The 13,294-nt window shown below is 66.1% G+C and carries 9 protein-coding genes; 4 read left to right on the top strand and 5 right to left on the bottom strand.

What is annotated here, in order from left to right; genetic code table 11:
* The first annotated feature begins 18 nt into the window (after positions 1-18).
* From ileS to ACTPOI_RS07150, 3 genes are all read left to right on the top strand, one after another.
* Positions 19-2,913 (top strand): isoleucine--tRNA ligase, encoded by a 2,895-nt coding sequence (ileS, locus tag ACTPOI_RS07160; RefSeq protein ID WP_440107792.1) that lies wholly within the window; start codon positions 19-21, stop codon positions 2,911-2,913.
* A complete protein-coding gene (lspA, locus tag ACTPOI_RS07155; RefSeq protein WP_440107790.1) occupies positions 2,913-3,428 on the top strand; it encodes a signal peptidase II in 516 nt (171 codons plus the stop codon). The genes ileS and lspA overlap by 1 nt, the downstream gene beginning before the upstream one ends.
* Positions 3,429-3,777: 349 nt before the next feature.
* The gene (locus ACTPOI_RS07150) at positions 3,778-5,433 is read left to right on the top strand and encodes a Na/Pi cotransporter family protein (protein WP_440107788.1); all 1,656 of its coding nucleotides are present in this window, start codon (positions 3,778-3,780) and stop codon (positions 5,431-5,433) included.
* A 25-nt stretch (positions 5,434-5,458) separates the two neighbouring features.
* On the opposite strand, the gene ACTPOI_RS07145 is transcribed toward ACTPOI_RS07150, so the two are convergent.
* Both ACTPOI_RS07145 and ACTPOI_RS07140 read right to left on the bottom strand, forming a co-directional pair.
* Positions 5,459-6,292, bottom strand: a complete 834-nt coding sequence (locus ACTPOI_RS07145) for an NUDIX hydrolase (protein WP_440107786.1) — start codon at positions 6,290-6,292, stop codon at positions 5,459-5,461.
* Positions 6,289-7,272 carry a quinone oxidoreductase family protein gene (locus tag ACTPOI_RS07140; RefSeq protein ID WP_440107784.1) on the bottom strand — a complete coding sequence of 328 codons (984 nt, stop codon included), beginning with the start codon at positions 7,270-7,272 and terminating at the stop codon, positions 6,289-6,291. The genes ACTPOI_RS07145 and ACTPOI_RS07140 overlap by 4 nt, the downstream gene beginning before the upstream one ends.
* A gap of 124 nt (positions 7,273-7,396) precedes the next feature.
* Between ACTPOI_RS07140 and ACTPOI_RS07135 the strand changes: the two genes are divergently transcribed.
* Positions 7,397-8,296, top strand: a complete 900-nt coding sequence (locus tag ACTPOI_RS07135) for a DMT family transporter (protein WP_440107782.1) — start codon at positions 7,397-7,399, stop codon at positions 8,294-8,296.
* Between the two features lie 55 nt (positions 8,297-8,351).
* Here the strand turns inward: ACTPOI_RS07135 and ACTPOI_RS07130 are convergent, their stop codons facing one another.
* The 3 genes from ACTPOI_RS07130 to ACTPOI_RS07120 form a co-directional block, all read right to left on the bottom strand.
* Entirely contained in the window at positions 8,352-11,072 is a 2,721-nt protein-coding gene (locus ACTPOI_RS07130) for a bifunctional diguanylate cyclase/phosphodiesterase (RefSeq protein WP_440107780.1), read from the bottom strand.
* The gene (locus ACTPOI_RS07125) at positions 11,069-12,190 is read right to left on the bottom strand and encodes a TRAP transporter substrate-binding protein (RefSeq protein ID WP_440107778.1); all 1,122 of its coding nucleotides are present in this window, start codon (positions 12,188-12,190) and stop codon (positions 11,069-11,071) included. The genes ACTPOI_RS07130 and ACTPOI_RS07125 overlap by 4 nt, the downstream gene beginning before the upstream one ends.
* Before the next feature lie 216 nt (positions 12,191-12,406).
* Entirely contained in the window at positions 12,407-13,210 is an 804-nt protein-coding gene (locus ACTPOI_RS07120) for an SDR family oxidoreductase (protein WP_440107776.1), read from the bottom strand.
* Between the last annotated feature and the right edge of the window lie 84 nt (positions 13,211-13,294).

Genomic DNA, 13,294 nt, shown 5'->3' with positions numbered 1-13,294 from the left:
CCGTTTTAAGGCTCCCTCATGTCCGACGACAACGCCAGCACATCCTCTGCAGCCACCCCGGCCACGGACTACCGCAGCACGCTGAACCTGCCCGACACCACATTCCCCATGCGCGGCGATCTGCCCAAACGCGAGCCGGGCTGGGTCAAGGAATGGGAAGACCAGGGCATCTACAAACGCCTGCGCGACGCCCGCCGCGGCGCGCCCAAGTTCATCCTGCACGACGGCCCGCCCTACGCCAACGGCCAGATCCACATGGGCCACGCGGTCAACAAGATCCTGAAGGACATGATCACCAAGGCGCGCCAGCTGGAAGGCTTTGACGCGCTGTACGTGCCGGGCTGGGACTGCCACGGACTGCCGATCGAGAACGCCATCGAAAAGAAGCACGGCCGCAACCTCAGCCGCGACGACATGCAGGCCAAGAGCCGCGCGTTCGCCACCGAGCAGATCGCGCAGCAGATGGTGGACTTCAAGCGCCTGGGCGTGCTGGGCGAATGGGACAACCCCTACAAGACCATGAACCCCGCCAACGAGGCGGGCGAAATCCGCGCGTTCAAGCGCGTGATGGAGCGCGGCTTTGTGTACCGCGGCCTCAAGCCCGTGTACTGGTGTTTTGACTGCGGCTCGTCGCTGGCCGAGTTCGAGATCGAATACCAGGACAAGAAGAGCACCACGCTCGACGTGGCCTTCAAATCGCACGACCCTGCCAAGCTGGCCGCCGCCTTTGGCCTGCCCGCACTCGCCAAGGACGCGTTTGTGGTCATCTGGACCACCACCGCCTGGACCATCCCTGCCAACCAGGCGCTGAACCTGAACCCCGAGATCAGCTACGCGCTGGTGGACGCGGGCGAGCGCATCCTGCTCGTGGCAGAGCCGCTGGTGACTTCGTGCTTGGAGCGCTACGGCCTCACGGGCAGCGTGCTGGCCACTACCCCGGGCAAGAACCTGGGCGGCCTCGAATTTGAACACCCGCTGTACGACGTGGCCAGCGAAGACGGCAGCTTTGGCTACCGCCGCCTGTCGCCCGTGTACCTGGCCGACTACGCCACGGCAGACGACGGCACTGGTATCGTGCACTCCTCGCCCGCCTATGGCCTGGAGGATTTCAACTCATGCCGTGCGCATGGCATGGCGCTCGACGAGATCCTGAACCCCGTGCAGGGCAACGGCACCTACGCGCCTGACTTCCCGTTGTTCGGCGGCCAGCACATCTGGAAGGCCGTGCCGGTGATCATCGAAGCCCTGCGCAACGCGGGCCGCCTGATGACAACCAAGGACATCACACACAGCTACCCGCACTGCTGGCGCCACAAGACGCCGGTGATCTACCGTGCGGCGGCCCAGTGGTTCATCCGCATGGACGAAGGCGAAGGAGTGTTTACCAAGCCCGACATGAAGCCCGCCAAGACGCTGCGCCAGATCGCGCTCGACGCCATCGAGCACACCAGCTTCTACCCCGAGAACGGCAAGGTCCGCCTGCACGACATGATCGCCGGGCGACCCGACTGGTGCATCTCGCGCCAGCGCAGCTGGGGCGTTCCCATCCCGTTCTTCCTGCACAAGGATTCGGGCGAGCTGCATCCGCGCACCATGGAAATCATGGACCAGGCCGCAGACATCGTGGAAAAAGGCGGCATCGAGGCCTGGAGCCGCGTGACGGTGGAAGAGATCCTGGGTGCCGAGGATTCTCCGCACTACACGAAGAGCACCGACATCCTGGAAGTGTGGTTCGACTCTGGCTCCACTTTCAGCCATGTGCTGCGCGGCACGCACGCACCCCAGTTCCACGACCAGGGCCCCGAGGCCGACCTGTACCTGGAAGGCCACGACCAGCACCGCGGCTGGTTCCACAGCTCGCTGCTGCTGGCATCCGCACTGGAAGGCCGTGCGCCCTATCGCGGCCTGCTGACCCACGGCTTCACCGTGGACAGCCAGGGCCGCAAGATGAGCAAGTCGCTGGGCAACGGCATCGACCCGCAAGAGATCAACAAGAAGCTGGGCGCCGAAATCATCCGCCTGTGGGTGGCCGCGAGCGACTACTCGGGTGACATCGCGGGTGACGAAAAGATCCTGGCGCGCGTGGTGGACGCCTACCGCCGCATCCGCAACACGCTGCGCTTCTTACTGGCCAACGTGAGCGATTTTGACCCGGCCACAGACGCCGTGCCGTTCGACCAGATGCTGGAGATCGACCGCTATGCTCTCACCCGCGCCACCGAATTCCAGGCCGAGGTGCTGGCGCACTACAAGGTGTATGAATTCCACCCCGTGGTGGCCAAGCTGCAGCTGTACTGCTCGGAAGACCTGGGCGGCTTCTACCTGGATGTGCTGAAAGACCGCTTGTACACCACGGCGCCCAAGAGCCTGGCCCGCCGCAGTGCACAGACCGCGCTGTACCACATCACCCACGCCATGCTGCGCTGGATGGCGCCGTTCCTGTCGTTCACGGCCGAAGAGGCGTGGAAGGTGTTTGGCAGCTCCGAGTCCATCTTCGTGGAAACCTACGGCAACGTCGCAGGGGCTGGCGCAGGTGCCGAAGAAGGGCTGCTGGCCAAGTGGTCGCGCATCCGCGAGATCCGCGATGCCGTGAACAAGGAAATCGAAAACCTGCGCGCCGCTGGCCAGGTGGGCTCGTCGCTGCAAGCTACCGTCACCCTCACGGCGGCCCCCGAAGACCACGCACTGCTGGCCAGTCTGGGCGACGACCTGCGGTTCGTGTTCATCACATCCGCTATTGAATTGGTAGCTGGAAGTGCAATAAGTATCAGCGCCAGGGCCAGTTCTGATGCCAAATGCGAGCGTTGCTGGCATTACCGCAGCGATGTCGGCCACGATGCGGCCCACCCCACTATCTGCGGCCGCTGCACCAGCAACCTGCTGGGCGCTGGCGAAACCCGGGTGCACGCGTGATGGCCCGCGCATCGGGCTCCTCATCGTTTGGCGGGCGCAGCGGCCCCACCATGTGGCCGTGGCTTGCGTGGGCGGTGGTCCTTCTGGTGGCCGACCAGGTCACCAAGACCCTGATCCTGGACCACTACCGACTGGGCGATTCGACCTACATCACCAGCTTTTTCAATATCGTGCGTGCGCACAACACCGGCGCGGCGTTCTCGTTCCTGGCCGATGCAGGTGGCTGGCAGCGCTGGCTGTTCACGGGCATCGGCGCGGCGGCCACGGTGTTCATCGTGTGGCAGCTCAGGGCGCACCCCGGGCAAAAGCTGTTCAGCTTCTCGCTGGCCAGCATCCTCGGCGGGGCCGTGGGCAACGTGGTGGACCGGCTCATGCACGGCTACGTGGTCGACTTCTTGCAGTTCCACTATGCAGGCTGGTACTTCCCGTCGTTCAACGTGGCGGACTCGGCCATCACCGTGGGGGCGGCCTGCCTGATCTTGGACGAGCTGCTGAGGGTGCGCGGCAAGGCCTGAAGGCCCACACCTGCACACCAGACCAGACCGGACGGCCCGCTTCAAGCGGGCCGTTTGCATTGGTGCCCCGCCCACAACGCACCCAAAGGCGACAGGGGCATGCCCCCGTGCTATCGAATCAGGAGTATGCTTGTGTGTCAGTTTGATGACAGTCTGCTCCAGCGAGTCATTTGACGGCACAAGTGTTGCCGCTTACCGACAATGACGTCTCCACCGGCGCAGCAGCCATCTGTCTGCTCCCGCCTACGGACAGGCGACGACGCGGGCTGTAGGCTCGGTGGCCTTCCGGTGCTGGGCGTGGCACGGCGTGTGCATGGCACGTCACAAGAACAAGAAGCAACAGTTATTCATGAAGCATCTCCTCAATTTGCTGGCGGCCGTGGCGCTGCTGATCTGGGGCACCCACCTGGTGCGCACCGGCATCCTCCGCGTGTTCGGCGCCAATTTGCGGCAGCTGATTGCGCGCAGCGTCAGCAACCGCTTCACAGCCGTGATATCGGGCATTGGGGTGACGGCCGTGGTGCAGTCGAGCACCGCCACCGCGCTCATCGTCTCGTCCTTTGTCGGTCAGGGCCTGGTGGGCCTGCCGGCCGCACTGGCCGTGATGCTGGGCGCCGACGTCGGCACCAGCGTGATGGCGGTGGTGTTCTCGATGGACCTGTCGTGGCTGTCGCCGCTGTTCATCTTTGTGGGCGTGGTGCTGTTCATTTCGCGCAAGGACACCGCTGTCGGCCGCGTGGGCCGCGTTCTTATCGGCCTCGGGCTGATGCTGCTGGCCCTGCGGCTGATCACCGAATCGACCACGGTGCTGACCCAGTCGCCTACCGTACGCACCCTGCTGGGTGCGCTGACCAGCGACCTGCTGCTGGAGATCTTCACCGGCGCTGTGCTGGCCCTCTTGGCTTACTCCAGCCTGGCCACGGTGCTGCTCACGGCCGCGCTGGCCGGGTCGGGCGGCATCCCGCTGGATGTGGCGCTGGGTCTGGTCGTAGGGGCCAACCTGGGCAGCGGCGTGCTGGCCGTGCTCACCACACTCAAGTCCGACATCCAGACGCGGCAGGTGCCGCTGGGTAATCTGCTGTTCAAGATCATCGGGGTGCTGATCATGACGCCGCTGATCGGACTGTGGCTCAAGCACGCGCGCGCCTACGTGCCCGACACCGCCACGCAGGTGGTGCTATTCCACCTGGCGTTCAACATGGTGGTGGGCCTGGTCTGCATCGGCCTGACAGGCACCGTGGCCCGCATGGTGCAGCGGCTCATGCCTGCGCAGGACCGCCAGGGCGCCGCCGGCATGCGCCCGCGCCATCTCGATCCCTCGGCCCTGGCCACGCCGTCGCTGGCCATCTCGTGCGCGGCGCGCGAAGCGCTGCACCAGGCCGATGTGGTCGAGTCCATGCTGATCGGGCTGCACAAGGTCATCCGCACCGACGACCTGCGGCTGGCGGGCGAGTTGCGCAAGCTCGATGACGAGGTGGACGGCCTGTACTCGGCCATCAAGTACTACATGACCAAGATCTCGCGCGAGGCCCTGGACGAACGCGAGGGCCGCCGCTGGGCCGACATCATCAGCTTCACCATCAACATGGAACAGATCGGCGACATCATCGAGCGCGTGCTGATCGACATCGAGGACAAGAAGATCAAGAAGGGTCGCCAGTTCTCGGAAGCCGGCATGGAAGAAATCAACGAACTGCACGCGCGCCTGCTCGACAACCTGCGCCTGGCCATGAGCGTGTTTTTGAACGGCAGCGTGCGCGATGCGCAAAAGCTGCTGGAAGAAAAGGCCCGCTTTCGCGATCTGGAGCATGCCTACTCGGCCACCCACCTGGCGCGCCTGTCGGACAACACGGTGCAGAGCATCGAGACGAGCTCACTGCACATCGACCTGATCAGCGACCTCAAGCGCATCAACTCACTGCTGTGCTCGGTGGCCTACCCGATTCTGGAATCGGCCGGGGCGCTGGCACCCAGCCGGCTTCGGCCCATGGCTGACCAGCCCTGAGGCGGGCCCCAGCAGCCGGGCCCACTCAGGCGCCAAAGAACTCTGCAAGCACCAGACCGGCCTCCAGCGTAAACGCGCCTTGCGCAACGCGCTCGCGCACGTCGTCAGGGTGCAGCAACGCAAAGCACTCCACCTCGCCATCCTGGTTGTCGGGCTCCATGCCCGCGGGCACCACGGCATGAAACCAGTCGATGCGCTCGACCATGAAGCCCGCGCCGCCGCCTTCGCGGCTGGGGCGACTGAAGGCCACATGGCCGCCATGGGTGAGGTGGCGCAGCTCGTCCACGCGCAGGCCGGCTTCTTCCCACGTCTCGCGCGCCAGGGCCTGCTCCAGCGTGTCTGCGGCCGATACCATGCCGCCCATCAGCGTGTCCCACTGGCCCGGGTTGTTGGGCTTGGTCATCGCGCGCTTTTGCACCCAGATGCGGCCATCAGGCGCCTGGCCCACCAGGTGCACGGCGCGGGTGGTGATGCCCAGCACGCGCACTGCACCGCGCTCGACCGTGCCCACCACGTCGCCCGCCGCGTTGCACACCGCCAGCTGCTCCCCGCGCCACGGGCCGCACAGGCCCTGGTCGCGCAGGGCGGATGCCAGCGCATTGAGTGCAGGAGTGATCTCGTCAGCGGCCCCATCAAGGTGCCAGGTCGCCCCACCCGAATGCTCCTCTTTTAATAGCAATGAGTGCTTATGAAACGTGCACTGGAGGCCAATTTGGTCCAAAAATCCCTCCACAACCGACCCGACGACATGCCCGGCAGCCACCAAGGCGAGCCGCTGCGATGGCGCGGGTTGCAGGGCCTGCTGGCGCGCCGTGGCCACCCACTGCGCAAATCCAGGCCCAACGGGCTGGCTGCTCACAGCGTGAGGATGGTGCAGCCGGTGGTCTTGCGGGCTTCCAGGTCGCGGTGCGCCTGCTGCACGTCGGCCAGCGGGTAGCGCTGATCGATGTGGATCTTGACCTGGTCACTGGCGACCACCGCAAACAGATCATCGGCCATGGCCTGCGTGCTCTCGCGCGTGGCAATGTGGCTGAACAGCGTCTGGCGCGTGACGTAGATCGAGCCTTTGGCGCCCAGCGAGCCGGGCGCAAACGGTGCCACCGGGCCGGATGCGTTGCCAAAGCTGGCCATCAGGCCGAAGGGGCGCAGGCAATCGAGCGACTTGTCCCAGGTGTCTTTGCCGACCGAGTCGTACACCACCTTCACGCCCTTGCCGCCGGTGATTTCCTTGACGCGTGCGGCAAAGTCTTCAGTGCTGTAGTTGATGGCGTGGGCAGCGCCGTTGGTCAGCGCCAGCTGGCACTTGGCATCGCTGCCGGCCGTGCCGATGAGCTGCAGGCCCAGTGCCTTGGCCCACTGGCAGGCAATCAGACCCACGCCCCCAGCAGCGGCGTGAAAGAGCACGTGGTCGCCGGGTTGCAGGCCCTCCACCGGCAGCGTCTTCTTGAGCAGGTACTGCGCTGTCAGCCCCTTGAGCATCATGGCGGCACCGGTCTCGAAACTGATGGCGTCCGGCAGCTTGCACACGCACTTGGCGGGCATCACGCGCACTTCGCAGTAGGCACCGGGCGGCTGGCTGGCATAGGCTGCGCGGTCGCCCACGCGCAAGTGGGTCACGCCCTCGCCCACGGCCTCGACAATGCCGGCGCCTTCCATGCCGATGCCTGCGGGCATGGTCAGCGGATAGAGACCTGTGCGGTGGTACACATCAATGAAGTTCAGGCCCACCGCATGGTGGCGAATGCGGATCTCGCCCGGGCCGGGCTCGCCCACGGTGACGTCAGCCAGAAAAAGTTCTTCGGGTCCGCCATGCTGGCGGATCTGTACGGCAAGGCTCATGGGAAAAGACTCCTGTGCGGGTGGGTTGCCCGGCTCAAGGCAGAGCGGGCTCGGGAAACAGACGGCGGTGATCGTGCCATGAATCTGCAAGGCTTGCAGGGCCGCGCACCGTTAAAGTGCGCGCATGACGCAAAGACTCACGCCCGGCACGGCGGCGATGCTGGTGATACCGCCGCTGCTGTGGGCCGGTAACGCGGTGGTAGGCCGCCTGGTGCACGACCTGATCCCGCCCATCACCCTCAATCTCATCCGCTGGATTTTGGCCTTTGTACTGCTGCTGCCGCTGGCCCATGGGGTGCTGCGCCCTGACAGCGGGCTGTGGCCGCACTGGCGCCGCTATGCGGCACTGGGACTGCTGGGCATTGGTCTGTACAACGCGCTGCAGTACATGGCGCTGCAGACGTCCACGCCGATCAACGTGACACTGGTCGGCTCCAGCATGCCCGTGTTCATGCTGGTGGTGGGAGCCCTGTTCTTCGGTGCGCCGGTCTCACGGCGGCAGTTGCTGGGCGCGCTGCTGTCGGTGTGCGGCGTGCTGCTGGTACTGAGCCGCGGCGAATGGGCGCAGCTGCTCGCGTTCAGACTGGTGCCCGGCGACATCTTCATGTTGCTGGCCACGCTGTCGTGGGCGTTCTACAGCTGGCTGCTGTCGCGCACCACCGAGCCAGCCGGCATCCGCGGCGACTGGGCTGCCTTCCTCATGGCGCAGATGGTGTTCGGCCTGGCGTGGTCTGGCAGCTTTGCAGGCGCCGAATGGGCTGCGGGCCGAACCCACATCGAATGGGGCTGGCCGCTGGTGGCCGCGCTCGCATTCATCGCCGTGGGCCCGGCCTTGCTGGCCTACCGGTGCTGGGGCGTGGGCGTGCAGCGTGCGGGCCCGGCTGTGGCGGGATTTTTCGTCAACCTCACCCCGCTGTTCGCGGGCGTGCTGTCTGCGGCGTTCCTGGGCGAGACGCCGCGGCTTTTCCACGGCGTGGCGTTTGCGCTCATTGTGGGCGGCATCGTGGTGTCGTCACGCCGCTGATTGGCGTGCACAACCAGGCTGCAAGCCCGTTGCGCCACGCTGTACCGGCGCGGTGTCAGCCCTGCGCGGAAGCCGAAGGCATCGGCGAAGGCCCGGGTATGACAGCCGGCGCAGGCACAGGCGCAAAGGCAGCGGTCTGCAGCATCACTTCCAGCTCCGAAGCGGGCTGCGGTCGGCCCATCAGGTAGCCCTGGAACAGCTGGCATCCGTAGTCGGCCAGCGTGTCTTTTTGCACCTGCGTTTCCACGCCTTCGGCGATCACGTCCAGCTCCAGGTTGCGGGCCATGCCGATGATGGTCTGCACGATGACATCGTCGGTATGGCGCACGCCCAGGTTGCGCACGAAAGACTGGTCGATCTTGAGCTGGTCGAGCGGCAGGCGCGTGAGGTACGCAAGCGATGAATAGCCGGTGCCGAAATCATCCAGCGAAAACCGCACCCCCTTGGTTTTGAGCAGCCCCATCTTGTTGACCGTGTCGTCCACGTTGTCGAGCACCACCGACTCGGTCAGCTCCAGCTTGAGCAGGTGGGCCCGGGCCCCGGTTTCGCGCAGCACCTCCACCACGCGTGCGACGAAGTCGCGCTGGCGGAACTGCCTCGCGCTCACGTTCACCGACACCTGGACATGGCGGTAGCGCGGGTCGCTGGTCCAGGCGGCAAGCTGCTCGCATGCAGTGCGCAGCACCCAGTGGCCAATGGGGACGATCAGCTCGCTTTCTTCGGCCACGCCGATAAAGCCGCCGGGCGTCAACAAGCCACGCTCCGGATGGCGCCAGCGGATCAGGGCCTCGGCACCGACGATACGGCCGGCCAGGTTGAACTGCGGCTGGAAGTGCAGCTCGAACTGCCGACCCGTGAGGGCGGTCTGCAGGTCGGATTCGAGCCGCGCGCGGGCGCTGATGGCCACCTGCATCTCGGGGTCGAAAAAGCACATGCCATTGCGGCCCTGCGATTTGACCTGGTACATGGCAATGTCGGCCTCCTTGAGGAGATCCACCGACTGCTGCTGCGAGCCCCCCATGAGCGTGATGCCGATGCTGGGCGTGCTGTGGTGCATGTGAGTGCCCAGGGAGTACGGCAGGTTGAGCCGGCGCAGGATTTTTTCAGCCACCTTCCGGGCATGCGCGGCCGCCTCGTCGCGGTGCGACGAAACCTCGTTCAACATGACCACGAACTCGTCCCCGCCCAGGCGTGCCACAGTGTCTTCGCGGCGCACGCAGGCTTTGAGGCGATCGGCCACCTGCCGCAGCAGGGCATCGCCCACCTCGTGGCCCAGGGTGTCGTTCAGGGTCTTGAAATGGTCAAGGTCAAGGAACAGCAGCGCCCCGTACTGCCCGCTGCGCACGCTGGCGGCAACGGCATGCTGCATGCGGTCCATCAGCAGGCGCCGGTTGGGCAGGTTGGTCAGGGGGTCGTAGAAAGCCAGGCTTTCGATCTCGGCATTGGCCTGCCGCAACGCGGTGACGTCGTGGTACGTGATGACCAGCCCGCCATCGGGCGTGGAGCGCTCGGTGATCTGGATGGTGCGGCCGCTGGGCTGCACCTGCTCGTGCGAATCGCTGTGATGCATCTGCTGTTTCAGACGCTCCTGTACCCAGTGTGCGCGTGTTTCAGGGCTGGCTCCGGGCAGTTGCTGCACGGCATCGGCCTCCAGCAGCTGCCGGAAAGGCAGGCCCCGCGTCATCAGGTCGCGCAGCCACGGGAAGATTTCGTCGAACTGGTGATTCCACTGCACCACTTCGTGTCGACTGTCGAGCACTAGGAACCCGCTGACCATGGACTGCAGCGCCTGATCCAGCGTCGCCTTCGACCGGGCAATGTCCAGGCGCGCCTGCGACAGCCGCTCCAGATATTGCAGCGCCAGAACGCCCGCCAGCACGATCATGGCTACGAACACGAATGCAGTCAGCGCGATGGTGTTGCGCTGGCCGTGCCACGTCTGCAGCGCATCGTCCAGCGGGATGCTGGCGGCAATGCGCAGGTCCTGATAGAGGATGGGGCGATACACCACCAGCGCGGGTTCGCGCGTCAGGCGGGCCGGGGAATCCCACTGCAGCCTCTGGGCGGCCAGTTCATCCAGCGTGGGTGAGAGCGTCGTGGCCGCAGTGTCGTCACGGTTGGGCGCACTGAGCAGGAGCTGGCCACCGGCGCGCTCCAGCGTCACCTGCAGGCCCCGGATCTCGACCCCCTGGATCAGTACGTTGGTGATGGCCACCACGGGCACCTCGGCGATCGCCACCGCCACCGACTGGTCTGCCAGGCGCAGCTGGCGCGCCAGGTACAGCACCCGTTCAGAGCTGGCAAAGCTGACCACCGGTGCACTGATCATCAGCGTGGAAATGGGTTGCGAAGCCACTGCTTCCAGGAATCCCGCCGGCAGCCTTGAAGCCAGCCGGGCGCTCGCGGCATCTGAGGACACCAGCACCCTGCCCTGCACATCCAGCAGCGCTGCATAGCGCACCATGAGGTTCTGCAGCGCCGCACTGCGCAGGCGGGCACCCGCTGCGCGCGCATCGATCTCGCCGGGCTGCTTGTCCGACAGGCCCAGCAGGTCTTCCATGCCGGCCAGCAGTACATCCACCCCCAGCAACGAGCGATTGAGCGCGGCTTCGGCCCCCGCCACAAACCGCGCGGCCTGGGCCTCGCTGTCGGCAAGGGCCACCTGGCGGGCGTTCCATGCCAGCAGCGCCGACACCACGATCACCGCCCCCACAAACGCCGCGACGCCGGACCAGACAAAGGCCCTGATGCGAAGGGGCGAGGCCAGCCTGTTCATTTGGGCGGGGGCAGGGGGAGCCCGCGCACCGGGCCGATCGTCTGGTTCCACACCTGGGCGCACAGGGCGCCGCACCGCTCGACCCAGCGCGACAGCACGGATGACAGCAGGATCTCCTGTCGCCTGCGCTCGTCCTGCGGTGACACCGGCACCACCACCATGCTGCCCTTGCGCCCAGCCACGCAGCTGGCCGCACCGCGGTTGCAGGCCATGCCGTCCATGGTCTCGCGTTCGGACTCTTCCCAGATGGCAGACTCCAGCCGCGGAAGCTCCTTGCGCAGCAGCGCACGCAGGTCAGGAGGCAGCCCCTCCCACGCGGCCCGGTTGGCGCCAAATACCGCCAGGCCCCAGGTCACGGGCATCGCATGCACGTGCGTGGTAAGCGTGTGCAGCCCCAGGGTGTTGCCCGACATGGTGCCGGTGATCGCGCATTCGGTATTGCCTGCAGTCAGACTCGGGATGATCTGGGCGAAGCCCGTCAGCACGGGCACGCCACCCAGTGCGCCGACGAAATCCGCCTGGGTGGACGAGGACACACGCGTACGCCGCCCCGACAGCTCGGACAGCGTGCGCAGCGGCTTCTTGCAGAACACCACCTGCGCCGGGTACACATAGATGGCCAGCGCCTCCACCCCGTGCTGGTCGCGCAGCGCTTTTTCCAGGAAGGGCCGAAAAGCCGCCAGCGTGGTCTTCAAGGTGGCGATGTCAGGGTTGAGCCCCGCCAGATCGGGCGCGGTGTATTCAGGATGCTGTGCGGTGAAGGAACTCATCAGGGCTGTGCCGAAAGGCACCACGCCTAGCTGCAGCAGCCGCAGCATTTCCGGGCCGGGCACACCGGCACGGTCAAACGGAACAATCTCTGCGTCGTACCGGCCGCCGCTCAGGCGCTCCAGCTCCCGGGTCCAGAACGGCTCTTCCTGGCGGGTGTACTGGCTCAATGAAGCCAGCCCGCCGACAATGCGCAGCTTGAGGGGTGCGGGTGTGCTGGCCGCCGCCGGCGTGCCTGCAGATGGGGCCGCGGCAAATCCCGATCCAGGCAGGCAGGACAACCACAGCAACCCAGCCACAAGCCATGCTGCGTGACGGGATGGACGCGATGCAACGGTAGGAAGGTACATGGAATGGGGCCTGCTCAAAAGGGGCTGGAGCGCATCACGCACCGCAGCGCCGCCCATTGTCATCAACTGTACGGGCATCCACGCCAATTGTCGGAAAAACACCACTGACTGCACACCAACGCATCGGCAGCGGCCGGCAGCCCTTGCCGAGCCAGAAATGTCAGCCGTCCCGGTGCAGCCGCCCCCACTTTCCGCCAGGCGCGCCGCAGCCAGCCTTCAGAAAGTACCGGGGTAGGCGCCGCCGTCCGCCAGGATGTTCTGGCCCGTCATGTAGGCCGCATGCGTGCTGCACAGGAACGCGCAGATGGCACCGAACTCCTGCGCCGTGCCATAGCGCCCGGCCGGGATCTGCGCCTGCTGTGCGCGCCGCACGTCCTCGATCTCCTTGCCCGCCTTGCTGGCAGCCGCAGAGACGGTAGCCGCGAGCCGGTCGGTATCGAACTTGCCAGGAAGCAGGTTGTTGATGGTGACGCCCCTGCCCGCAATGGCGCTGCGGGACGCACCGGCCACGAAACCGGTCAGCCCGCTGCGAGCGCCGTTGGACAGGCCCAGGATGTCGATGGGCGCCTTCACGGCGCTGGAGGTGATGTTCACGATGCGCCCGAATCCCCGCGCCGCCATGCCGTCGACCGTCGCCTTGATCAGCTCGATGGGCGTCAGCATGTTGGCGTCCACGGCCTTGATCCAGGCATCGCGATCCCAGTCTCGGAAGTCCCCGGTGGGCGGGCCGCCGGCATTGGTCACCACGATGTCGAAGTCGCGCCCGGGGCCGCCCGCAGCGGCAAACACGGCATCGCGCCCGGCCGTCGTGGTGATGTCGGCTGCCACCGCAATCACCTTCGCACCCGACGCCTGGGCCTCAGCGGCCAGGCGCGCTGCCGCCTCCGTCAGCGACTGCGCATTGCGCGCGTTGATGACCACGTTGACGCCTTCGCGCACCAGCGCCAGAGCGCATCCGTAACCCAGCCCTTTGCTCGCGCCACACACCAGCGCCCATTTGCCTGCAATACCCAAATCCATGTCCATCTCCGGTTGTGTTGCTGCCGGTGGCAGCGTGCCGAAATCATAAGGGCGGGGTCGGCCATGGCGGTGGACGGCACGCAG

The organism is Acidovorax sp. BL-A-41-H1, from assembly GCF_051942715.1.
This window is presented reverse-complemented; position numbering and strand designations above follow the sequence as displayed.

Excerpts from the sequence above, each read along its gene's own strand:
- ileS (WP_440107792.1), top strand. The coding sequence starts at position 19 with ATGTCCGACGACAACGCCAGCACATCCTCTGCAGCCACCCCGGCCACG.
- lspA (WP_440107790.1), top strand. The coding sequence starts at position 2,913 with ATGGCCCGCGCATCGGGCTCCTCATCGTTTGGCGGGCGCAGCGGCCCC.
- ACTPOI_RS07150 (WP_440107788.1), top strand. The coding sequence starts at position 3,778 with ATGAAGCATCTCCTCAATTTGCTGGCGGCCGTGGCGCTGCTGATCTGG.
- ACTPOI_RS07140 (WP_440107784.1), bottom strand. The coding sequence starts at position 7,272 with ATGAGCCTTGCCGTACAGATCCGCCAGCATGGCGGACCCGAAGAACTT.
- ACTPOI_RS07135 (WP_440107782.1), top strand. The coding sequence starts at position 7,397 with ATGACGCAAAGACTCACGCCCGGCACGGCGGCGATGCTGGTGATACCG.
- ACTPOI_RS07130 (WP_440107780.1), bottom strand. The coding sequence starts at position 11,072 with ATGAACAGGCTGGCCTCGCCCCTTCGCATCAGGGCCTTTGTCTGGTCC.
- ACTPOI_RS07125 (WP_440107778.1), bottom strand. The coding sequence starts at position 12,190 with ATGTACCTTCCTACCGTTGCATCGCGTCCATCCCGTCACGCAGCATGG.
- ACTPOI_RS07120 (WP_440107776.1), bottom strand. The coding sequence starts at position 13,210 with ATGGATTTGGGTATTGCAGGCAAATGGGCGCTGGTGTGTGGCGCGAGC.